The sequence below is a fragment of the Thermococcus thermotolerans genome (genome assembly GCF_024707485.1).
Classification (GTDB): Archaea; Methanobacteriota_B; Thermococci; order Thermococcales; family Thermococcaceae; genus Thermococcus; species Thermococcus thermotolerans.
In genome coordinates this window covers 673,561-695,271 of the sequence record NZ_CP102602.1, presented here as the reverse complement: position 1 = coordinate 695,271, position 21,711 = coordinate 673,561, and the positions used below count along the sequence as shown (strand labels likewise).

Below are 21,711 nucleotides of genomic sequence, written 5' to 3'. Positions count from 1 at the left end.
TAGAAAATTTAAAAACCTGCCCCTCATGCGGTCGAGATAAGTATAACTCCAAGAACGGCCAGAACGAGACCTTCTAGTATCTTCCTGTTCGGGGGCTCCTTCAGCAGGACTATTGCTAGGGCGGAGGAGATTATGGGGTTTATCGCCGAGACCGGGGCGGCTATCTGAGACCCCACAAGGTTAACCGAGTATACAAAGAGGTACTGGCCCACCATGAGTCCGGTGATGGCGGCCCCGGTCAGTATGAGCGCCTCTTTTGGAGTTACTTGCTTCAGCTCTGGGAGGTATCTTGGGAGGAGTACAGAAATTCCCAGTGCCGCCAGCATCATTCTCAGCCCTGCCAGGGTGAGCACATCCATATATCCTGTCAGCCAGTCCATCGTAAGTATGGCCAGACTCCATGAAACCGGAGCAAGCAGTGCGAAGATGAAGCCCCGCGGGTTGATATTTTCCCTTTCCTCAGCTCTGCGAACCACTATTATTGCCAGGACAACGAGGAGGGCTCCCAGGATTATCTGGATGCCTATCTCCCTCCCAAGGAACAGGGCCGCCCAGAGTATCGCCCAGAGGGGGTATGTCGAGGTTATCGGCACCGTCCTGGAAACGCCCATCATGTTAAGGGCGTTGAAGTAGAAGTAGTCTCCCACAACGAAGCCGAACATCGCTGATACAAACGCCACCACGAGCAACTTTGGGTGAAGGGAAAGCACTTCCTGGAAGGTGCCGTTGGTGAGGAATATGCCGGCAAATATGGCTGAAACTATGTAAAGACGAATGATATTAACTGCCACAGGGCTCTTGTCCCTCATTCCGACTTTTATGAGTATCGTGGAGGCCGCCCATGAAAACGCTGAGGTGAGTGCCCCCAGGACTCCCAGGAGTGTGCCGTCCATGTTGGAACCGGGGTACGTTCAGCTTAAAAACTTAGCGTTTCGATGGAAGACGAATAATTCATATAACCCTATATCCCCGAGCCACAACAGACAGAATTAAATACCAAGGCTTCAAAGCCCCAACGAATGATGACCTCGGCAGAACTGACGTTCAGGATGATGAAGATCTTGAGTGCTGAAATAATAAAAAGAAATCAGCGGAGGATTATGTTTAGCTTCCTCAGCCCTATCCGTACACCATACTCCTTTGAAACTTCGCGAATGACGCGCCTTATCGCGTCTTCGATGTCCTTCTTTATCTTGCTCTCCGAGACCCCTGAGAATGATCCGAAGAGTCCTCCGGTTTCCTCCCTCAGGAAGCTTGCCTCAATATCAACCATCACCGTGGAGTCCTTAATTTCGTGGTTCATTTTGAGCCATTTGAAGGTAACCCTGGGTATAAGCTTCATCTCCGCGTGAATCCTGGTCTTCAGGGTCTCTATTGCGGGTTCTATGCGGCCCTTGACCATGGCCTCCTCTGCCTCTTTCTTCTTTTCCTCCGTGAACGGGGCGAGGTCTTCTATCCCTGCCTGCTTGAGGAGCTGCTCAACCTCCTTCTCCAGGAGTTCTTTCTTTGCCAGAATCTCGGAAGCTTTGCTGGAGGTTACCTTGGGGGCCTCCTTGGCAGCCTTTACAACGGCGGGGGTCAGGACTTCAACGTCGATGTTGTGGACGGTTATGTAGCGCTTTATTGACCTCCCGAGCTCTCTGGCGTGCCTTGTGAGGATGTCCCTGGCGATCCTCTCAACGGTCTCTCTGGTCATCTCAGTCTCTCCGACCATGGACAGGTTAATCTCGAACTCTCTTCGTCCCCTGACATCAAAATACGCTTTCTTGACCCTTACTCCCGTTCCCTCCAGCTCGGTTATGACGGTTCTGGCGTAGGCGCTGAAATACGGCCAAACGTCCTCAAGAACGGAGAGGCTTATCTTTCCGTCCTTTGTCACGTTGCCCGTCTTCTTTTTGTCCTTGTCCACGATCTCCTGGGGCTTAACCTCCTGCCCGTCTATCACCACGCTGACGTCCCTGACTATGGGCTTGACTTCGGCTTCCCTGAGGAGAACAGGCGCGTATTTGCTGACTGCATGGAGCATCCTCTTCTCCGCGATTTCTATGTCCCTGGAACTGCCATCGGAGTTGCCGTATATGTGGACGTTTAGGTAAACCACACCCTCGCCAACGTTTGCGTCGAATTCAATCTTGTTGATTCTCAGACCTTTGATCCTCTTGGCTTCCTTGAGCAGATCCTCGGCGTAGACCTGAAACGCCCTCTCCGGGAGCTCTCCCCCGGTGAGATTGACGATAACTTCGGGCTTTTCCGGAGGAGCGGGTTTTTTCTTCTCTTCCTTCGGAAGGGCGGGGGCGGAGGGCTTTTCCTCAGCGGGGACTTCGGCCTTTTCCTCTGCCTTTGCTTCCGCCACTGCCGGAACTGCCTTGGGGACTTCCTGCGTAACGGTCACCGGGACTGCTGATTCTGTCCTTCTCTCTTCCCTTTTTGGCGGGCCTTCCTCTGCCTTTTTGAACAGCTCGTTTAGGGGTATTTTCGGTGTCTGAACGTACACATCAACGTTATCTGCTATTGAAAGCTTGATTTCCAGCTCATCGAGGGTATAAACGTCAACGACCATGGGTTTACCGATGAGTGACTTCAGCAGAGTGATTGCCTCTTCTCCAGTGAGGCCCTGCTTTTTGTCCACGAGAAGGCATTCGGCAGCGAGTACCTTGGAGCGGTCGAGGAGTATTGTCATGTAGTACTTCCCGGCGGAGTCCTTGGCGAATATCTTTAGAAACGCGCCGCTACCCTTTGAGAGACCGTTTTGGATGAGCTCCCCTAGCTCCCCCGCCGAAGTTACTACCATGTTTTCAATGAGTGGTTGCTTGTCCGGCAACTGCATGCTCATCACCATTAGCTATATATATCCTTCCGCCAAAGAAATCCCGAAAGGAATTCACCGTCTTAGTATATCGGCGCTTGTATTTAAACATTATTGTGCAAAAAGGTGAGAAACATGCGGGTGCTGATACTTGGAGGCGGGGCAATCGGCCGCTCAATAGCAGACTCCCTCAAAGGAGAGTTTGAGATTATAATCATTGAGAAGGATCAGCTTCGGGCAAAGGCTCTCGAAGAGAGTGGGTTCCAGGTCATTCAGGGGGACTTTTCATACACCGCAACGCTGCTGAAGGCGGGCATAGATAAGGCTGAGCTGGTTATAATCACTGTGATGGATGTGGATACGATAAAGAAGACTGTCTACGTGATAAGGACAAATAACAGAGACGTTCCGATTCTTACCGTCATTCCGGACGAGGTGAGTCTTGACGAACTTGTTTCGCAGATTAACGAGGAGTTTGAGGCAGATGTCAAGGTTGACTATGCAATCTCACCCCGGAGCGCCCTTAAGGATGCTGTGGTGAAGACGGTCGAAATGCTCGGCGAAAAGAAGAACGCCAACCTTCTCGTGAAGAAGCTCAAGGAGCTGAAGGCAAAGAGCGACTCCCTCCTCATAGTCATGCACGACAACCCGGATCCTGACTCAATAGCCAGTGCAACGGCCTTGAGCGTTATAGCCCAGACCCTTGGATTTAAGACCCATATAGTGTACGGAGGCGAAATAACCCACCACGAAAACAGAGCGTTTGTTAACCTGCTTGGGGTTGACATAAGAAAGATTTCCCGCGGCTCCTATGAGCTCAAGCGCTATCCATTCATAGCCCTCGTGGACTGTCAGCCCAACGGAAACCTGACGGTATTGGAGGCCAATGACTACGAAAAGATAAAGATATTGATCGACCATCACCAGATACTCCAGCATCTCCAGGATCTCCTTCCGGACGATGCTTTCCTTGACATAAGGCCGGAGGTAAACTCTTCATCAGCGATACTGGCGGAGTATCTCCGGACCCTTAACATTTCGATCACGCCCGTCCTTGGAACGGCGCTCTTCTACGGTATCTACATAGACACCAAGAAGTTCTCCAAGCTGGGCCACACAGACCTGAGGGCCATAGAGTTCCTTGCCGGAAAGGTCGACTACGAGCTCCTCGACAAGATAGAGCACCCTGACATAAGCACAGAAACCGCTGAGATTCTTGCCAAGGCCATAATGAACCGCCGCATCTACAAGAACGTTGTTGTCAGCAACGTTGGATTCATAACGAACCGCGACGCGATAGCAGAATCGGCTGACTTCCTTCTCCGCCTTGAGGGAATAACCACTGTCTTCGTCTTCGGCATCGTTGATGACAGGATAGAGATTTCCGCCAGAACCCGCGATGTCAGGGTCAATATTGGGAAGGTTCTGAAGGAGGCCTTTGGTGACATAGGTAGTGGCGGCGGTCACGCACAGTCTGGGGGTGCGAGGATCCCGCTGGGGATCTTCAAGCTCGCCAGAGACAAGAGCTCACTGCTGAGGCTGGCAGAAGAGGCGATAACGGAGAAGTTCCTGGAGGCATTAAAAGTTAAAGAAGGCTGACTCACTCCTCCTTTGCTTTCACCAGTATTATGTCTCCTATCGCGGTAACCCTGTCGTAGGGGACACCTACCTTCTCCCCGGGGAGGCCCAAAGCGAGTACCCTTGCCCGCCCTCTGTCTATTTCGATTAGAATCTCATCGACGTAGCCGATGTAATAACCCTTGGTGTTGTATATCTGCTTCCCATAGAGCCTTGAGAGACGCATCACCATTTTAATCACCGGACTAGGTTGTTGGTGGACATATTTAAACGTTACCTCCTCGGGATGTTTTTGGCCATGGTGAACGCCCATCTCCCAAAGACCCCGAAAAAGGCCAGTATTGCCCCCATGACACCCACAGTGAAGAGGCCGACGACTGCACCTTCCGAGCCCTGCAGGGGTTGGTAGCCCTTGAACGTCAGCATTGCGACCGTAAAGCCTCCAAAGTACGTTAGCGGCACCAGAAACATGTCGAGAAAGCCGTTGGCGCCAATGAGTATCATGACCGCCACGACAACGGCAAGGAACGCGTACACATCGCTGGAGCCAACCGCCTTGACCATCCAGAGGCCCGCGAGAAGGGTCGTTGCCGCAAATCCCAGGGGGAAGGCGTATGCAGATGCCCGTGTGTCCGTTGGATACCTCATCCCCAAAAGCGCTCCAGCCAGCATTCCTATGTATATTAAATACACAAAGTTCTCGTTCTTCATCGGAGAGTACATCCCGACGGCTATGGCGAATCCTATGAAGGCACCGATGCCGGCCCAGGTAAGTACCGAACGCCAGTTCATCCTCTCACAACCTTAACGGTTACTCTGCTCCCGTCCTTGAGCCCCAGCTTCTCCCTGAGGTACACAGGGGCAACTATCTCAGCTATTTTCGGTGGGTGAACTGTTCGGGAGGGTATGACTATTGCTCCCTCAACATCACCTATCTGGACGCGGTAGGCTTTAACATCGCCAAATGTCCGCCCCTCCTTTGAGAATCCGGGCAGAATTACAGGCCTAACGCCACAGAACGCATCAAAGACAGTCTTTGGAAACAGCACACGGATGTTTAATGTTCCAGGATACGGATCGAAGCCAAGATACTCCCTTATCAGGTGAGAATACTGTCTGACGTAGTATGCCCCCTCTCCGATTCCGGATATGACCTCACCGATTATTATGCCGTTGTAGAGGGCCTCGGAGATGGCATCGCAGAGGCTTTCTAGAAATGCCAGTCCTTCGGTACTTATTTCAACGTAGGTCTTTCTCCCGAGCACGTCCTTTTCTATTAGCCCCTCCTCTTCCATCTCTTCAAGGAGCCGGAGAACCGACTGTGGGGAGATTCCCAGCTCGTTGGCGAGCTCTCTCAGGGTTATCTTTATCTTCTTGCCAAGCGCGCCTTTCCGGGCGAGCAGTATAAGCATTTGAATTCTTTTCATAGCATTCCCCTCTTTGACAGCCTGTCAGCGAGCTTCAACGGCATGGGATAGCCGTCCTCAAGCAAAGACGCGACGATTCTCACCGCAGACTCTAAATCGATTAAATGCCCGACGCTTACATAAGCTTTTCCCACCTTTATGAATTGCCCCTCCGCGACTCCCTTCAGGGGCTTCTTGGCGACGCCAATCGTTGGTTTTCCGAGCAACAGGCCGATGTGGGAAGCGAGGCCGTAGCCCCGGGGATGCGCTCTCCCGTGCCCCTCCACAAGCAGTACATCGAACTTCTCTCCCCTCACCGCGAGGAGAACCGGCCGCGTCTCCCTGAGGAAAAAGAATGTTGAGATGTAGGGAAAGGCAACCTCCGTCTCGATTACCCTGGTTTTCAGGATTCTGCAGTCCGGAAAGGAGCAGAGGACAAAGGCCGCTCTGACAGTATTGCCGTAAGAAACATCGACTGCCCCGACGGTTCTTACGCTATCCACCTCAACCGGTCTCTCCACTATCCTCCGGGCAAGCTTCCGCTGGAGCTCTCCAATTTTCCCGAGCTTTTTATCCATTTCATTAATCACATAATCACCTAATTATGTAATTGGGTAATTATTTGCTATCATTTGCCACTGCCTCAAGCTTCTCCTCCAGCGTTCTGCTCAGCTTTGCCCTCGTCAGGTCTTCAAGGGTTCTCTCCAGTATGTGTCTTGCCTGATCCTGCTTCTGACGCACGTTGACAAGTCCCTTGGGATACTCAAGGGCCATGAGATCTTCATAGACCTCCTCCATGAAGCGGTAGGTCTTCTCAGCTTCCTCCAGGTTTCCGTCGAGCAGCAGGAGAAGAAAGTGCCTTCTCAGCTCACCTATAAAGTCCCCTATCCCGAGTGCATAATCGGCGTGGGGTACTCCGAGTTCCCGGGGCGATGGGAACTTTCTTCCCGTTCTATACGCAAGGAACAGGGTCGCCTCCACGAACTCCTGGTGGGCGTTCTGGACGTAACCGCTGTGGTATAGGTCAGGGTGCCCCCTGAGCTTTTCCCTGAGCTCCTCCACCTTTCCACGGGCCAGTTTCAGTCTTTCCTCCGCTTTCCCCATCTCGCCCCTGTGAAGGGCCTTTATGGCGTCCCCACTGAGTCTTACAATTTCGCGGGTGAGCCTCAGCGCCTCTTCCCTAAGCGCGTCCTTTTCGTCGAGAACCTCACGTATTTCACGTATAATTTCATTCAATCCCATGCTCCCACCGAGAAAAGTTGTGCTGAAAGCTTAAAAAGTGTGGGCCCGGCCGATCCCCCGCCATCATCGAAGGCACCGCCATCCTCAGGCAGTCCGGAGGGCGGGCCCTGTCCGCCCGGCATCGTCGCACCCGCTCACAGCTGGCCTTAAGCCGGCTCCCGGGCCCGGGCCACCGGGCGTCGTCGGATGCTTCCGTCATGGAAGATTTTCGGAGGAAATTTTAAGGATTTCGAATTTAATAACTACCAGGAATATTGACGTTTCAAATTCATGCCGAAAATTATATAAGTAGATGAACAGACCCGTCCATGCAAATCAGAAAAGGGGTGACGATCATGGCTGAGAAGGTTAGGAACATAGTGGTTGAGGAGCTCGTAAGGACTCCTGTCGAGATGCAGAAGGTTGAGCTCGTTGAGAGGAAAGGTATCGGGCACCCGGACAGCATTGCAGATGGTATAGCCGAGGCCGTCAGCAGGGCCCTGAGCAGGGAGTACATAAAGAGATACGGCATAATCCTGCACCACAACACCGACCAGGTCGAGGTCGTCGGCGGTAAGGCCTACCCGCGCTTCGGCGGCGGTGAGGTCATCAAGCCGATTTACATACTTCTCTCGGGTAGGGCGGTTGAGATAGTTGACCGCGAGCTCTTCCCAGTTCATGAGGTTGCAATCAAAGCAGCACGCGAGTACCTCAGGAAGGCCGTCAGGCACCTTGACCTTGAGAACCACGTCGTCATCGACTCCCGCATCGGCCAGGGAAGCGTTGACCTCGTTGGTGTCTTTAACAAGGCCAAGGAGAACCCGATTCCGCTCGCCAACGACACCTCCTTTGGAGTTGGCTACGCCCCCCTCAGCGAGACTGAGAGGATAGTCCTTGAGACCGAGAGACTGCTCAACAGCGACGAGTTCAAGAGGAAGCACCCCGCCGTCGGTGAGGACATCAAGGTCATGGGCCTCAGGAAGGGCGACGAGATAGAGGTTACCATCGCCGCCGCCATAGTTGACAGCGAGGTTCAGACCCCTGACGACTACATGGCCGTTAAGGAGGCTATCTACGAGGCGGCTAGGGGAGTTGCCGAGCAGCACACCGAGAGGAAGGTCAACATCTACGTCAACACCGCCGACGACCCGGAGAGGGGTATCTACTACATAACCGTCACCGGAACCAGCGCCGAGGCCGGCGATGACGGTTCCGTTGGAAGGGGCAACCGCGTCAACGGGCTCATCACCCCGAACAGGCACATGAGCATGGAGGCGGCCGCCGGTAAGAACCCTGTCAGCCACGTCGGAAAGATATACAACCTCCTCTCGATGCTCATCGCCAACGACATTGCAGAGCAGATTGAAGGAGTGGAAGAGGTCTACGTCAGGATACTCAGCCAGATAGGCAAGCCCATCGACGAGCCGCTTGTTGCCAGCGTCCAAGTCATTCCGAAGAAGGGCTACAGCATTGAGACCATACAGAAGCCGGCCTACGAGATAGCGGACGCATGGCTCGCCGACATAACCAAGATCCAGAAGATGATACTCGATGACAAGCTCAGCGTCTTCTGAGCTTGCTCCTTCTTTTATCCTATGTGGGCCAAAATTGTGGAAGGATCAAATGGCGGGGTAGCCGTTCTGTTTGAGAACCCTTACGAGCTTTGCTTCCTCTGCCATTAATGCAATCTTCTCCTTTTTCACCTTTGCAAGCTCCCTCATGGAGGCCTTTTTCTGGCGGGCGACCCTTATGAGCTTTGCCTCCTCAAGCATGAGGAGCTCCTTCTGCTTCTTAACAACATGCAGCCTCTTCTGGAGTAATTTGAGCCTCTCCATGACGAACCACCGGGTCTATATAGAAACTATAGTCCTTAAAAGGTTTTCGCCAAATGCTACATATGCATTCGACGATTAACGAGGAACAAGCATATAAACTCCAGGCAACAAAATAAGGTGAGTTCTCGGGGGTAAATCGATGATAATCGCCGTGAGTGGTACTCCCGGAGTCGGTAAAACCACCGTTTCAAAGCTCCTAAGTGAGAGGCTCGGTTACGAATACGTGAGTGTGAAGGATTTTGCCCTCATGAAGGGCATAGGCGAGCCTGTTGGGGAGGAGATTGAGATAGACGTAGATGCACTGGCCCGTGAAGTCAGGGCCGAGTTCTCCGGTAAGAACGTTGTCATTGATGGTCATCTCAGTCATCTCGTCCCGGCCGATGTTGTCGTGGTTCTCCGCCTCCATCCGAAAGTAGTGGCTGAAAGACTCAAATCCCGGAGGTACTCCCGTCAAAAGCTCGCTGAAAACGTTGAAGCTGAGCTCATAGATGTAATTCTCGTTGAGGCACTGGAGGAGAATGAGAATGTCTTGGAGGTTGACACCACCGGTAAAACTCCCGAGGAGATAGTTAACGAGATCCTGGGACTTCTTGAGAAGGGAATGAAAAAAAGAGTCGGGATTGTCGACTGGACCGGAGCATACGATGATGTCCTCCAGTACCTAATGCTCGGGGGTGATTAAATATGGGAGCCATTAAATGGCTCAGACTGGTGCTTGTGATACTTCTCGCAGCTCTTGTCCCCGCAATACTGGGGTACCTTCTCGGGGGTATCTCCGGTCTAATTGCTGTGCTTTTTCTCATTATAATCGCCGACTGGCTAATTTACTGGTATGGTGACAGATTTTTAATGAAATGGTATCGGGCTAGACCTGTTGCCGAGAGCGATTATCCATACCTCTACGCTGTCCTGAGAAAGCTTTCGTCCAGTGCGGGGGTTCCTGTTCCCAGACTGGCCCTAGCCCCAATTGGCACACCCAATCTGTTCTCAACGGGCAGAGGTTCCGGAAGCACGACCATAGTTCTCACATATGGACTGCTCAGGGCCCTTGATTCTGAGGAAATAGAGGGAGTTCTTGCCCATGAGATAGCCCATATAATGAACGGGGATATCGCAATTCAGACCGTTGTTTCCATGATATCAGGTTTCATACTCAGTGTTGCCTATGTCCTTGGCAGGCTGTTCAGCTTTGCGTTCCAGGGAGGAAAGGGAGAAGACCCGAACAACGGTTTTCTGATTGGGATACTTGCCCCTGTAGCTGGAGGCTTTCTGCACATAGGTCTGAGTCCCTCTAGGGAGTATCTGGCCGACGAGCACGGTGCCAGGATAAGCGGCAAACCCCTCGCTCTCGCCAGCGCCCTGCTGAAACTCGACAAGGCAATATCTTTCCGCCCGATGAAGGGAGGCAATCTGGCAACGTCCGGACTTTTCATCGTGAACCCGTTTAGGGGAAATCTGGCCCGCATGGTCTCTACACATCCCCCCACAGACGAGAGGGCTGAGAGGCTTTTGAAGATGGCCGAGGAAATGGGAGTCTTCACCTGAGGGGGTGTGGTTCCATGAGGTTCGTCGCGGTAACGGACATCCATGAAAACTCTAAGAGGTCCCAACAGCTTGCAGGGGTTCTAAGGGGTGAAGAATTTGATGCACTCCTTGTGGCGGGGGATTTAACCCATTTCAGCGGTGCAGACAAAGCTGTAGAGGTTCTCAAACCCCTTTTGGAGCTTGATATTCCGGTGTTTGCCGTTCACGGAAACTGCGATGGCAGGGACGTTCCGGAACTTTTGAGCGGACTCGGGATAAACGCCCACAACAGGCGGGTTGAGGTCGGTGGAGTTGGCATCGTTGGAATCGGCGGTTCAAACATCACGCCATTCCACACGATATGGGAGCTGACGGAGGACGAGATTCTGAGAATACTCGAGCGGAACTACCGTGAAGGGGACATAATCCTCTCCCACGTCCCGCCCCATGGGACGGTGGCTGACCGGGTTCACTTTGGTCATCACGTTGGCAGCAGGGCGTTGAGGGAGTTCATCGAGAGGGAAGCTCCCCCGGTCGTCGTCTGCGGCCACATACACGAGGGGAGGGGAATCGACCGGATCGGAGAAACCCTCGTGGTAAACCCCGGCCCGCTCTTCAGGAAGTATTACGCCGTGATAGAACTCGAAGAAGAGATAAAGGTGGAACTGAAGAAGCTTTAAACGAGCTTCTTCTCCCTCAGCACTTTCTCCATCCTGTCCATGGCCTCTTCGAGCTGTTCATACGCCGTTGCGTAGCTTATCCTGATGTAGCCCTCTCCGGCACTTCCGAACGCCGAGCCCGGAACGACTGCAACCTTGGCCTCCAGGAGCATCAGCTCGCTGAACTCCTTGCTGGTAAGACCAGTGTCCTTCACGCGCGGGAAGATGTAGAACGCTCCCCTGGGCTTGACCGTCGGAAGTCCCATCTCGTTGAGTCTCTTCCAAACGAGGTTCCTCCTGCGTTCGTACTCCCTCCTCATCTCCTCGACTGCCTTCCAGCTGCGCTCGTCCTTCAGAGCTTTTGCAGCTGCATACTGTGCGAAGGTAACCGGACAGGTCGAGTTGTACATCTGGAAGCGGGTCATTCTCTCGATTATCCATTCCGGAGCTACGACAAACCCGAGGCGCCAGCCGGTCATGGCGAAGGTCTTGGAAAAGCCGTTGATTGTGAGGGTGCGCTCGAACATTCCGTCGAGGGAGGCTATGCTGTAGTTTCTGGCACCATCATAAACGAAGTGCTCATAAACTTCATCGCTGAAGACTATGAGGTCGTGCTCCACAGCAAAGTCGGCTATCTCCTCGAGGTCCTTCCTGGTGAGAACCGCACCGGTCGGGTTGTTGGGGGAGTTTATGATGAGCGCCCTTGTCTTTTCGCTAACGTGCTTTTCGAGGTCGTCAACGCTCAGCCTGAATTCGTTCTCCTCGTAGGTCGGCACCTCAACGGGCTTTCCTCCGGCGAGAATAACCGCCGGGGCGTAGCTGACGAACATCGGGCTTGGAATCAGGACTTCCTCTCCCTCCCGGAGAAAGGCCGCGAACCCCATCAGAAACGCCTGGTTAGCGCCAACGGTTACCATGATTTGAGTCTTGGGGTCAGCATCGATGCCGTTCTGCTCCTTGAGCTTCCACGCCAAGGCTTCCCTGAGCATCATCAGTCCAGCATTCGGGCCATAATGCGTCATTCCCTTGTCGAGGGCCTCTTTTGCGTATTCCTTGATGTGCTCGGGAGTATCAAAGTCAGGCTCACCGATGCCCAGTGAGATTAACTCTTCAACACCCTGAGCGAGGTCAAAGAGCTTCCTAATTTCAGAAGGGTTAACGAGTTCCAGCCTGTCGCTCAGCGCCATGAGCATCACCGCTTTTCCTTCGGGACAATGTTTATAACTTTACCTCAACGAAAAGATGTTCATCGAAGTGCTTAAGAGGGCATGAAAGAACCTAATAGGTCATTGAAAGAGCAACTTTAACACAGACTCCATAAGCTTGTAAATTCCTACGGGAGGACTTTAACGCCCCTTCTCTCGGCTAATTTCCTGAACTTTGAATCGAACGTCACCAAAACACCCTTCTCAACGGCATGGACTAAAATCATCGCGTCGTTGAAGCGGGAGAGGGAAAGTTTCTCAACCTTTAGTATCTCAAAAGCCTTTTTCACGATTTGTGAATCATCGTTGAGCCCCCTGAACCTTGGGTCATCGAGGTATCCCCTCAGAACTTCCCACGTCTCATCGGCGGAAAACCCCTCATTCCTGAAGAACCAAGCAAACTCTTGGAGGACTATCGTCGGCACGTACCACGCGTCCAGCGATTCGAGAATCCTCTCAGCCTCGCCGTGAAACTCGGAGTCCTCGAAGGTGTCGTATATCAGAACGTTCGTGTCTATCACTCCGCGCATTCCTTCATGCCCTCCTCGATGGCCTTCTCGATGTCCTTGGGAGTGAGCTTCCTTCTTAGTCTGAGCCTTTTTCTCTTCCTCTCCAGCCTTTTCAGGACTATCCTGTCGCCTTCAAGGTGAACTTCGAGGAGCTCCCCCTCCTTTATGCCGAGCGCCTTCCTTATCTCTGCTGGAATTGTTATCTGGTAGTTTCGGGTTACTTTGGTAACGCCCATACTAAGCTCACCTTCATAGTAGGTACGCTGGCCTACTATATTAACCTTGTCTCCACACCGCGAGCCCTTCAACCACCAGCACGTCCAGTCCGGCTTTCCTGAACGTCCTCAGCGCATCCTCAGGCGAGCAGACTATCGGCTCGCCGTGCATGTTAAAGCTGGTATTTAGAACCGCACCCAGGCCGGTCTTCCGCTCGAAGGCTTTGATGATTTCGTAGTAAGCTGGGTTGATCTCCCTCCTCACCGCCTGCGGCCTCGTTGTGCCGTCCACGTGAATGACAGCGGGGGCAAGCTCCCTAAAACTTTCGCTCGCGGTGTAGCTCATCGTCATGAACTCGTTGGGCTTTCCTCCGAGGTCTTCAAGGTATTCCCCTGCTTTCTCCCATAGCAGGGAAGGCGCGAATGGCTGGAAGACGTCGCGCTTCAGGGCAACGTTGAGCCTCTCCTTGACCCTCTCGTTCCTCGGGTCTGCCAGAATTGAGCGGTTGCCCAGAGCCCTCGGCCCGAACTCCATCGCTCCCTGGAAAAAGCCAACGAGCTTCCCATCAACGAGGGCATCGGTGATGAAAGAAACATCGACCTCTTCGAACTCCATTCCCTCCTTCTTCAACAGCTCCTCGACTTCTTCAGGCCCGTATGCGGGGCCAAGATAAACATGCTCCAGCCTGGCGGGTTTCCACCTTCCGTCAAGCCTCTCGAACTGGGCATTCACAAAGACCGCCGCTCCAAAGGCCAGGCCCCCATCGTCCATCGCCGGGAAGACCCAGAGGTTATCGTCCCCAAGAATGTGCCTCAGCACGGCGTTGGCCTTTACGTTCTGGGCAACTCCACCGGCGTAGGCGAGGGGGAGGTTCCTCGACCTCAGCTCCAACCCGAGCTCCTCCATCAGCTTCTCCAGATGCGCCTGAGCGCTTGCCGCTATCTCTATGGCCTTTTTCTGGAACTTGCCCTCAAGCTTTCCGCGCTTCATCTGGAGGGCAATCTCCTTGGCGTGTCTGAGGGGATAATCAAAGAGCTCTGCGAGCTTCCTCGTCGCCTCAACCCCGATTACCCCGAGATGGTTGTCGAAGCTTAGCCCGTTGAGTTCTATTATTGAGCTCAGGTCGTAGGTTGGTTTCCCATATGCGGCGAGGCTCATGACTTTGCCCTCGTGGCGCATCGGTTTGAACCCTAAAAGCTCGGTAACGGAGGCGTAGAAGTCCCCGAGGGAGTCTAGGTAAGTGCTCTGAGCGATTCGTATCATCTCGCCGTCTCTCGCGATGTAAATTGAGGAGCTCAGCCCATCCCCAGCGGCATCAATGCTTACCGCGAGCGCATCTCTCCACCCAGAGGTATAGTAGGCCGAGGCCGAGTGAGCGAGATGGTGCTCAACGAAAATTACTTTCCTCTTGAACTCCCTCCCAAAAACAGTGCGGAGGTTCTCCTCAAGCTCAAGGAGGCGTTTCTGCTTCCGGAATATACCCGCAACGGCTATAATCTCAACGTCTTCCGGTTCTGCTCCGGCCATCTCCATGACCTTTTTCATGCTCAGGGCAGGAAAGCCCCGGTATTTCTTGGTTCTGTTGAGCCGTTCCTCATTGACGGCAAATAGCCTGCCCCTATCTATGAGCACCGCACCGGCGTCGTGACCGTCGTGGATTCCGAGAATCATGGTGGTGCATTCCACCTTCCTCTTTTAAAGGTTGGGGAGGGGAAGAATTTAAAAATCCCGCCAGATTAATACATGTTGGAGGTGAAACCATGAAAAAGGCTGCTGCAATCATTGCCCTGCTCTTCCTGGCGCTCGTTCCCGTTGCAGGAGCCACAACATGGAACTATGAAAACTTCATCAAACAGTCAATTGCCTGGTACTACCTGTACCAGAGCGATGAGCAGAAGTTCAATGAGCTCTACAACCTCAGCGTCCAGATGAACGTCAGCAACGAGACTCTCGCCCTTGCGATGGAGCTTTACAGCAACGCAAGCGCCGAGTACAGCCAGGCAATAACCTACGGAATCCCGCAGGAGACGCAGACGTTCCGCTGGGTCGTCTTCAGCGTCCACATAAGGAAGGCCTACCTCTACATAAGTCAGGCCGTTGAGCTTCTTGAAGAGGCGCTTGCTCCCCTTGAGACTGGAACTGCATGATTCCTCTTCCTTATTCTCTCAAAAATAAAGGCTGAAAGAAGGGGTATCAGTAGGTTCTGGCGAACCTCGCTATGAACTTCGCCTCCCTGCCGCAGACCGGGCACTTCTTTCCTTCTGGGGCCCTGGCCTCTTCGTCAGGATACGGGGTTCCGAGCATCTTGGCGTCCAGTATTTCCTCCATCTCAAGCCCGCAGCTCTCCTCGCCGCACCACGCGATTTCCACTATGCCACGCCTGTCCTCGAAAACTTCCTTCGCTTCCTCGATGGTGTCAACGCGCTTGATGTGGCTCTCAAGGAACTCCCTTGCACGGTTGTAAAGGTTCTCCATTATCTTGTCGAAAGTCTTCCTGACGGCATCGACGATCTCTGCCCTCTCAATGACCTCCTTGGTGAGTGTATCGCGCCTGGCCAGGACGGCCTTCTTTCCTTCAACGTCCCTCGGGCCGACCTCTATCCTGAGGGGAACCCCTTTCAGCTCCCAGTCGTAGTACTTCCTTCCGGGCCTTATGTCACGCTCGTCCACATGGACGCGTATCCCGGCGTTCCTGAGCTCTTCCGCTATCTCCCTCGCGTAGGCAAAGACGTCGGCCTCGGCGTCCTTCTTCGGTATCGGAACGATAACGACCTGTATTGGAGCTATCGTAGGCGGGAGGACGAGGCCGTTGTCGTCGCCGTGTATGGCCATGACCGCCGCCAAAAGCCTCTCGCTCATTCCGAAGGTGGTCTGGTGGACGTACTCGTGGTCGCCGCTCTCGGTCTCGTACTGGATGTTGTATGCCCTTGCGAAGTTCTGGCGGTAGTTGTGCATGGTGCCTATCTGAAGAGTCCTGCCGTCGGGCATCATGACCTCAGCGCCAAGGGAGTAGTAGGCACCGGGGAACTTGTCCCAGTCGGGGCGCTTGGAGACGATGTAGGGAATCGCGAGGAACCTCGCAAGGTTGTCAAATATCTCAAGGTCCTCCTGTATCTGCCTCTCAGCGTCCTCGTAGCTGTCATGGGCGGTGTGGGCCTCGAAGAACCTGCTGATTTCCCTGACCCTGATAAGGGGCCTCGTGTGCTTGGTCTCGTAGCGGTAAACGTTAACTATCTGGTAGACCTTGAAGGGCAGGTCGGCGTGTGACCTTATCCAGAGCGAGAACATTGAGTACATCGCCGTCTCGCTCGTCGGGCGGAGAATGAGCCTGACGTCGAGGGGGTCATGACCGGCGTGGGTGACCCAAAAAACTTCTCCCTCGAAACCGGCTATGTGTTCGGCCTCCTTCTGGAACTCGGTCTCGGGGATGAGCGCCGGGAAGAGAACCTCCTCGTGCCCGGTTCTCTCCATCTCGGAGTGGATGAACCTCTCAATGTTCCTCATGATTTTCAACCCGTACGGGAGCCAGATGTTCATTCCCTTGACCGGATAGCGCTTGTCCTGGATTCCGGCCGTTTCAATCAGCTCGTTGTACCACTCGCTGAAATTCTCGCTCCACTTCTTCCTCTCCACCTTACCCATCTGCACCACCTAGAGGGAGAAATCGAAAAAGTTTTTAAGTTTTCCCGGTGGCGTCTCGGCTTTTTGACGAATCCCATGCAAAAGCCTTATTAGGGTCGTTTCGATAAGCATCTTAAGGTGATACCATGAGGCCGAAGGTGGCCGTTCTCTTTAAGATGAAGAGCAAGCCCATTGAGGAGCTCAGGAAATACGCGGACGTTGAATTCATACTGTATCCAGGTGTCGATGAGCTCAAGGAAAGGATAGGAGAGTTTGACGGGGTCATAATATCCCCGCTGAACAGGTTTCCGCGCGAACTCATCGAGAGGGCTGAGAGGCTAAAGGTTATCAGCTGTCATTCCGCCGGCTACGACCACGTTGACGTTAAAGCTGCAACCGAGAGGGGAATATACGTCACCAAGGTTGCGGGCGTTCTCAGCGAGGCTGTCGCGGAGTTTGCCGTTGGCCTGACCATAGCACTCCTCAGGAAGATCGCCTACTCCGACAGGTTCATCCGTGCCGGGAAGTGGGACTCCCACAGAACCGTCTGGAGCGGGTTCAGGGACATAGAAACGGTCTACGGGAAGAAAGTTGGAATCCTCGGCATGGGCGCCATTGGAAAGGCCATAGCGAGAAGAATGAAGGCGATGGGCACGGAGATACTCTACTGGTCCCGCTCTCAGAAGCCCGATATTGAAAAGGAAGTCGGGGCCAGATATATGCCACTCGAAGACGTTCTGCGGGAAAGCGATATCGTGATTCTGGCCCTGCCGTCCACACCGGAGACGTACCACATCATAAACGCGGAGAGGCTGGAACTCCTTGAGGGCAAGTACCTCGTCAACATCGGCCGCGGGACGCTGGTGGACGAGAAGGCCCTCGTGAAGGCCATTGAGGAAGGAACGCTGAAGGGCTATGCAACGGACGTCTTTGAAAACGAGCCCGTTCAAGAGCACGAACTCTTTGAACATGGGTGGGAGACCGTTCTGACCCCCCACCACGCCGGCCTCTCAAAGGAAGCCATGGAAGACATGGGCTTCCAGGCGGTTAGGAATCTCCTCGCCGTTCTCCGCGGTGAAGTTCCAGACACTCTGGTGAATCATGAAGTGCTCGAAATCCGTCCGCCAGAGAAGGTAAAGATGCTCTGAGGTGGTTGTAATGCTTGTTGAGGAGCTGAGGGAAATAACCGGGATCCCCGGTATTTCGGGCTACGAGGAAAGGATCCGGGAGAAGATAGGTGAGTGGCTTGAGCCATACGCCGACTACGCGGTTGACACCATCGGAAACCTCACCGTCGAGCTCGGCGAGGGCGAACTCAAGGGCATCTTCATGGCCCACATGGACGAGATTGGGCTTCTCATAACAGGCGTAAGGCCGGACGGAAAGCTTACCTTCAGGAAAATCGGGGGCATTGATGACAGGCTCCTCTACGGAAGGCACCTTGACGTCATCACCGAGAACGGGAAGCTCGACGGCGTTATCGGAGCACTTCCGGTGCACTTAAACCTTGAAAGAAAGTTTGACACGGTTCCCTGGAGCAGGCTGGTCATAGACATCGGCGCCGAGAGCAGGGAGGAGGTAGAAGCCCTTGGCGTTAAGGTGTTGGATTACGCGGTCTTCAAGAAGCACTTCGCGGTTCTCAACAACCGTTACGTTTCAACCCGTTCTCTGGACGACCGCTTCGGTGTCGTTGCACTGGTTGAGGCAATAAAGGACCTCGTTGACCACGACCTCGATGGAAGGTGGATTTTCGCCTTCACGGTTCAGGAGGAGATAGGCCTCAAAGGGGCGAAGTTCTTGGCCGAGCATTACACTCCAAAGTACGCCTTTGCCGTAGACTCCTTCGCATGCTGCGGCGATATAACCGGAGACGTAAGGCTCGGAGGAGGTGCCGTGATAAGGGCAGTCGATAACTCCGCGATTTACACGAGGAAGCTCGCCAGAAGAGTGGCGGAAATCGCTTCAAGGAACGGCATCCCGCTCCAGATAGGTGTTACCGGTGGTGGAACAGACGCATCGGTCTTCCAGGGTAAGAGCGAGGTTTTAGCTTTGAGCGTTCCGATAAGGTACCTCCACAGCGAGGTCGAGATGCTCCATCTGGCCGACCTTGAGGCGCTGATAAAGCTTATAGAGGCGATAGCGTTTGAACTGTAAAGCTTAAATATTCCTGATGCATATGTGGGATTGGTGGGAAAAGTGGGACTGACTAAGGTCGACACCAAGGGCAGGGTGGTCATTCCGAAGGATATCAGAAAAAGGATGGGCATAAAGCCCGGAGAAGAGTTCCTGATAACCGAGATAGATGAGGATACGATAGTCATGAAACGCTTCGACGTCAGGAAGATGCTTGAAGAAATGATAAAGAACGCCAAAGGCATCAATCTCCACGAACTAAAGGAAGAAACCGAGAAAGAGGGGAATAGGGTTGCGAAAGAGCTCTATGGCCTCTAAATTTCTCCTGGACACAAACGTGTTCATAGCCGCGGTGAAAAAGGGCTGGACGGACACCACGGAGCTCCTGCTCCATATTTTATCCGATGATAAATACGGGGTTATTGGAAACGACGTCCTGCTGGCCGAGTATCGGAAATATGCGGAGAGGCTCAATGCCCGGGATTTCTACGAGTTCCTGAGGCTCAGAATGGAAATAGTTAATCCCAGCCGAGAAGAGGTGCTTCGTCTCCTTCCCTACTTTCCTCCCACTCAGATCGCTGATGCGGTGCACGCGGCCACCTGTATGAAAACGGGGGCAGTATTGATAACCAATGATAGGCATTTTGAGAAGGTGGCCGAAGAAGGTCTGATTGATATGTGGAGCATAAGCGAAGCAATACGAAGGATTCTAAGGAGGTGATTGAGTGCTGAAATACCTCGGCTACTTCGCGGTCGGAGTCTTCATAGGCATCCTCGCGGCCCTCTTTGGCCTTGGAGGAGGGTTCCTGATAGTCCCTACACTCAACTTCCTCGGCGTTGAGATACACCACGCCGTCGGAACTTCCAGTGCGGCCGTTGTCTTTACCTCCCTCAGCTCGGCGATAGCATACTCAAGGCAGAAGAGAATACACTATAAAGTCGGCCTCCTTTTGGCCTCAACGGCCGTAATAGGAGCATACATCGGTGCGTGGATGACCTCCTTTATAAGCGCCGGCCAGCTGAAGGTCATCTTCGGCGCGGCCCTCGTTGTAGTGGCCATCAGGATATACAGGAAGAAGACTGCCGAGCCGAGCGAAGTTAAGCTTGAGGAAGTTGAGGTCAACTACAAGCTCGTCCCCATAGGTGGGTTCTTTGCCGGAATTGCCAGCGGCCTCCTTGGCGTTGGCGGGGGAATAATCAACGTGCCGTTTTTAACGTACCTCGGCCTGCCGATACACTACGCGGTCGCTACCTCAAGCTTTGCGATAGTCTTCACCGCAACCGCTGGAGCGCTCAAACACTACGCCATGGGCAACGTTGAAACGCAGTGGCTGGTTCTCCTCGTTCCGGGCCTCATAATCGGTGCCCAACTCGGTGCGAGGATAGCGAAGCGGACGAGGGCATCTTCCCTAAAAAAGGCCTTCGCCGTTGTCATGGCCCTCCTTGCCCTGAGGATGATACTGAAGGGTCTCGGCCTTCCGGTTCCATGAGCTTCTCTTCTTTTCTTGCTTTTATGTATGCGGCCATCAGAGCTATGGCAATTATCACCATCGATACCCAAGCAATCGTTAGGGGACGGTCATGGGAGTAGTAGAGGTCGCCGGTGAGCGCGTAAAGGAGGGAAGCCGGCAGAAGCATGAGGCTGAGAACCAGTCCGATGAATCCTCCTATCAGGAACCCCAGGAAGTTCCCGCTTCCATAGCCCATTTCGCCCCCGAGGGCAAGCTCGGCACGGTAGCCGATTAAGGCTGTTAGGATGAGGACGCCTCCAGCCAGAATAGGGTCCAAAAGACTCAGCTCTCCATTTCTCCACCCATACAGGCCGTAAGCGAGCACCAGCACCAATCCTGCCGCCGCACAGCTCATCCACACCGAGAGGTCCTTGTAGAGGCCGTAGGGTGCGTCCCAGTTGGCGAAGGCTATCGCACCGGGCTGGGTCAGGACGAAGGCGAGCGTTACCATGAGCCAGAACCTGAGCTCTGCGGCCTTCACCCCATCACCGGAGAATTTTTAACGCCATCCCTAAAAAGAGTTCCCATGCTGGAATACTTCCTCGATTTCCTGCTCGGCATCGGCATAGGCCTAATAGCCGGTCTCTTCGGGGTCGGCGGGGGATTCCTCATAGTCCCCGCCCTGACGATACTGGGCCTGCCGATACACGTGGCCATCGGGACGAGTTTAGCCTGCATAGTCCTCAGCTCCCTCTCCGCGGCGGCCACCCATATAAGGCGGGGAACTGTTCTCTACCGTGTTGTGGCCATTAAAGAGGTATTTTCGGTGCCCGCTGCCTTAGTGGGTGCTTACGCCTCCTCACTGCTCCCCGAAGATATTCTCAAGTCCATGTTCATACTGCTCCTCCTCTACCTCTCGTTTAAGATGTGGCGGGACGAAACCACTACCGACCTTGAGGGGGGAGAACTCAAAACCCTCCGAATTTCAGCAGTGGGAATTCTCTCGGGCTTGATTTCTGGACTGCTGGGCATCAGTGGAGGCATTTTGAACGTCCCCCTTTTCCATGCCTATGTAAGGATACCCATGAAATATGCCGTTGGCACCTCCAGCCTGGCCCTTTTTTTCACCGCTCTTGCGGCCTCTTTCGGCCACTACCGCCTCGGGCAGGTTGACTTGCATACGGCTCTTCTTCTTGCACCTGGTCTTCTTGTGGGGGCCAGAATTGGGGCCCTTCTGGTTCACAGGGCTCACCCGCGGCACCTTCGAAAGGCATTTTCCGCTATTTTGGTGGTCGTAGCAATCAAAATGCTCCTTTAGGGCACATGTTTATTAACACCTCACCGAATACAGAACAGGGAAAACCGGAGGCGGGATTTCAAGGGATGCACGGGCACAACTATGTGGCCGGGTATGAAAAAGCAAACACGCAACTGAATATTGTATTTTAAGGCCACTGAAATTATGTATGCCCTGTAACTTATCTCTCAACACCGATTAAAGAGAATGGAACGCTCTGAAACGTTCGTTCCGTCGGAGTCCTCAAATA

The 21,711-nt window shown here is 53.5% G+C and carries 26 protein-coding genes; 12 read left to right on the top strand and 14 right to left on the bottom strand.

All coding sequences use genetic code 11. The features are described 5' to 3' along the window. Positions 1 to 23: 23 nt before the first annotated feature. Together NUS69_RS04000 and NUS69_RS03995 are read right to left on the bottom strand one after the other, a co-directional pair. Positions 24 to 893: a DMT family transporter gene (locus NUS69_RS04000; protein WP_258084536.1), complete on the bottom strand. Its 870-nt coding sequence runs from the start codon at positions 891 to 893 to the stop codon at positions 24 to 26. 194 nt (positions 894 to 1,087) lie between these two features. After that, positions 1,088 to 2,827: a hypothetical protein gene (locus tag NUS69_RS03995; RefSeq protein ID WP_258084927.1), complete on the bottom strand. Its 1,740-nt coding sequence runs from the start codon at positions 2,825 to 2,827 to the stop codon at positions 1,088 to 1,090. 114 nt (positions 2,828 to 2,941) lie between these two features. On the opposite strand from NUS69_RS03995, the gene NUS69_RS03990 reads away from it, so the two are divergent. After that, complete coding sequence (locus NUS69_RS03990; RefSeq protein ID WP_258084535.1) at positions 2,942 to 4,405, top strand: DHH family phosphoesterase; 1,464 nt, start codon at positions 2,942 to 2,944, stop codon at positions 4,403 to 4,405. Position 4,406: 1 nt separating this feature from the next. Here NUS69_RS03990 and NUS69_RS03985 read toward each other — a convergent pair whose 3' ends face one another. The 5 genes from NUS69_RS03985 to NUS69_RS03965 are packed head-to-tail and all read right to left on the bottom strand — an operon-like array spanning position 4,407 to position 7,032. Beyond that, positions 4,407 to 4,616 carry a PRC-barrel domain-containing protein gene (locus NUS69_RS03985; RefSeq protein WP_055428702.1) on the bottom strand — a complete coding sequence of 70 codons (210 nt, stop codon included), beginning with the start codon at positions 4,614 to 4,616 and terminating at the stop codon, positions 4,407 to 4,409. Between the two features lie 41 nt (positions 4,617 to 4,657). Beyond that, positions 4,658 to 5,176, bottom strand: a complete 519-nt coding sequence (locus NUS69_RS03980; protein WP_258084534.1) for a hypothetical protein — start codon at positions 5,174 to 5,176, stop codon at positions 4,658 to 4,660. Further along, positions 5,173 to 5,811: a CTP-dependent riboflavin kinase gene (locus NUS69_RS03975; protein WP_258084533.1), complete on the bottom strand. Its 639-nt coding sequence runs from the start codon at positions 5,809 to 5,811 to the stop codon at positions 5,173 to 5,175. Before NUS69_RS03975 ends, NUS69_RS03980 begins: the two co-directional genes overlap by 4 nt. Next, positions 5,808 to 6,368 carry an endonuclease V gene (locus NUS69_RS03970; RefSeq protein WP_258084926.1) on the bottom strand — a complete coding sequence of 187 codons (561 nt, stop codon included), beginning with the start codon at positions 6,366 to 6,368 and terminating at the stop codon, positions 5,808 to 5,810. The genes NUS69_RS03975 and NUS69_RS03970 overlap by 4 nt, the downstream gene beginning before the upstream one ends. Positions 6,369 to 6,408: 40 nt before the next feature. Beyond that, on the bottom strand, positions 6,409 to 7,032 hold the full coding sequence (locus NUS69_RS03965) for a translin family protein (protein WP_258084532.1): 624 nt from the start codon (positions 7,030 to 7,032) through the stop codon (positions 6,409 to 6,411). 335 nt (positions 7,033 to 7,367) lie between these two features. Here NUS69_RS03965 and NUS69_RS03960 point away from each other — a divergent pair, with 335 nt between their 5' ends. Then, positions 7,368 to 8,585 carry a methionine adenosyltransferase gene (locus NUS69_RS03960; RefSeq protein WP_258084531.1) on the top strand — a complete coding sequence of 406 codons (1,218 nt, stop codon included), beginning with the start codon at positions 7,368 to 7,370 and terminating at the stop codon, positions 8,583 to 8,585. Between the two features lie 45 nt (positions 8,586 to 8,630). Here the strand turns inward: NUS69_RS03960 and NUS69_RS03955 are convergent, their stop codons facing one another. After that, positions 8,631 to 8,846: a hypothetical protein gene (locus NUS69_RS03955; protein WP_055428707.1), complete on the bottom strand. Its 216-nt coding sequence runs from the start codon at positions 8,844 to 8,846 to the stop codon at positions 8,631 to 8,633. Between the two features lie 139 nt (positions 8,847 to 8,985). On the opposite strand from NUS69_RS03955, the gene NUS69_RS03950 reads away from it, so the two are divergent. Genes NUS69_RS03950 through NUS69_RS03940 form a run of 3 tightly spaced genes read left to right on the top strand, consistent with a single transcriptional unit; the run spans position 8,986 to position 11,050 of the window. Next, a complete protein-coding gene (locus NUS69_RS03950) occupies positions 8,986 to 9,528 on the top strand; it encodes an adenylate kinase family protein (protein WP_258084530.1) in 543 nt (180 codons plus the stop codon). A gap of 2 nt (positions 9,529 to 9,530) precedes the next feature. Continuing rightward, positions 9,531 to 10,391 (top strand): M48 family metalloprotease, encoded by an 861-nt coding sequence (locus NUS69_RS03945; RefSeq protein WP_258084529.1) that lies wholly within the window; start codon positions 9,531 to 9,533, stop codon positions 10,389 to 10,391. A 14-nt stretch (positions 10,392 to 10,405) separates the two neighbouring features. Continuing rightward, positions 10,406 to 11,050 (top strand): metallophosphoesterase, encoded by a 645-nt coding sequence (locus NUS69_RS03940; RefSeq protein ID WP_258084528.1) that lies wholly within the window; start codon positions 10,406 to 10,408, stop codon positions 11,048 to 11,050. Here the strand turns inward: NUS69_RS03940 and NUS69_RS03935 are convergent. The 4 genes from NUS69_RS03935 to NUS69_RS03920 all read right to left on the bottom strand — a co-directional run bounded on the left by NUS69_RS03935 (position 11,047) and on the right by NUS69_RS03920 (position 14,630). Further along, positions 11,047 to 12,216 (bottom strand): pyridoxal phosphate-dependent aminotransferase, encoded by a 1,170-nt coding sequence (locus NUS69_RS03935; protein WP_258084925.1) that lies wholly within the window; start codon positions 12,214 to 12,216, stop codon positions 11,047 to 11,049. The genes NUS69_RS03940 and NUS69_RS03935 overlap by 4 nt on opposite strands. Positions 12,217 to 12,362: 146 nt before the next feature. Beyond that, a complete protein-coding gene (locus NUS69_RS03930) occupies positions 12,363 to 12,764 on the bottom strand; it encodes a PIN domain-containing protein (RefSeq protein ID WP_258084527.1) in 402 nt (133 codons plus the stop codon). Further along, on the bottom strand, positions 12,752 to 12,979 hold the full coding sequence (locus tag NUS69_RS03925) for an AbrB/MazE/SpoVT family DNA-binding domain-containing protein (protein ID WP_258084526.1): 228 nt from the start codon (positions 12,977 to 12,979) through the stop codon (positions 12,752 to 12,754). The genes NUS69_RS03930 and NUS69_RS03925 overlap by 13 nt, the downstream gene beginning before the upstream one ends. 40 nt (positions 12,980 to 13,019) lie before the next feature. Continuing rightward, positions 13,020 to 14,630: a carbamoyltransferase family protein gene (locus tag NUS69_RS03920; RefSeq protein WP_258084525.1), complete on the bottom strand. Its 1,611-nt coding sequence runs from the start codon at positions 14,628 to 14,630 to the stop codon at positions 13,020 to 13,022. An 89-nt stretch (positions 14,631 to 14,719) separates the two neighbouring features. Between NUS69_RS03920 and NUS69_RS03915 the strand changes: the two genes are divergently transcribed. Then, a complete protein-coding gene (locus tag NUS69_RS03915) occupies positions 14,720 to 15,106 on the top strand; it encodes a pyrolysin (protein WP_258084524.1) in 387 nt (128 codons plus the stop codon). A 46-nt stretch (positions 15,107 to 15,152) separates the two neighbouring features. Here the strand turns inward: NUS69_RS03915 and proS are convergent, their stop codons facing one another. Continuing rightward, entirely contained in the window at positions 15,153 to 16,601 is a 1,449-nt protein-coding gene (proS, locus tag NUS69_RS03910) for a proline--tRNA ligase (protein WP_258084924.1), read from the bottom strand. Positions 16,602 to 16,726: 125 nt separating this feature from the next. Between proS and NUS69_RS03905 the strand changes: the two genes are divergently transcribed. The 5 genes from NUS69_RS03905 to NUS69_RS03885 are packed head-to-tail and all read left to right on the top strand — an operon-like array spanning position 16,727 to position 20,203. Continuing rightward, on the top strand, positions 16,727 to 17,728 hold the full coding sequence (locus NUS69_RS03905; RefSeq protein WP_258084523.1) for a 2-hydroxyacid dehydrogenase: 1,002 nt from the start codon (positions 16,727 to 16,729) through the stop codon (positions 17,726 to 17,728). A gap of 10 nt (positions 17,729 to 17,738) precedes the next feature. Then, complete coding sequence (locus NUS69_RS03900; RefSeq protein ID WP_258084522.1) at positions 17,739 to 18,734, top strand: M42 family metallopeptidase; 996 nt, start codon at positions 17,739 to 17,741, stop codon at positions 18,732 to 18,734. 33 nt (positions 18,735 to 18,767) lie between these two features. Then, positions 18,768 to 19,031, top strand: coding sequence for an AbrB/MazE/SpoVT family DNA-binding domain-containing protein (locus NUS69_RS03895; RefSeq protein ID WP_258084521.1), 264 nt, complete (start codon positions 18,768 to 18,770; stop codon positions 19,029 to 19,031). Continuing rightward, positions 19,021 to 19,434, top strand: coding sequence for a type II toxin-antitoxin system VapC family toxin (locus tag NUS69_RS03890; RefSeq protein ID WP_258084520.1), 414 nt, complete (start codon positions 19,021 to 19,023; stop codon positions 19,432 to 19,434). Before NUS69_RS03895 ends, NUS69_RS03890 begins: the two co-directional genes overlap by 11 nt. 4 nt (positions 19,435 to 19,438) lie before the next feature. Beyond that, entirely contained in the window at positions 19,439 to 20,203 is a 765-nt protein-coding gene (locus NUS69_RS03885) for a sulfite exporter TauE/SafE family protein (protein WP_258084519.1), read from the top strand. Here NUS69_RS03885 and NUS69_RS03880 read toward each other — a convergent pair. Further along, on the bottom strand, positions 20,145 to 20,705 hold the full coding sequence (locus NUS69_RS03880) for a hypothetical protein (RefSeq protein ID WP_258084518.1): 561 nt from the start codon (positions 20,703 to 20,705) through the stop codon (positions 20,145 to 20,147). The genes NUS69_RS03885 and NUS69_RS03880 overlap by 59 nt on opposite strands. Positions 20,706 to 20,750: 45 nt before the next feature. On the opposite strand from NUS69_RS03880, the gene NUS69_RS03875 reads away from it, so the two are divergent. After that, the gene (locus tag NUS69_RS03875; protein WP_258084517.1) at positions 20,751 to 21,482 is read left to right on the top strand and encodes a sulfite exporter TauE/SafE family protein; all 732 of its coding nucleotides are present in this window, start codon (positions 20,751 to 20,753) and stop codon (positions 21,480 to 21,482) included. The last annotated feature ends 229 nt before the right edge of the window (positions 21,483 to 21,711 follow it).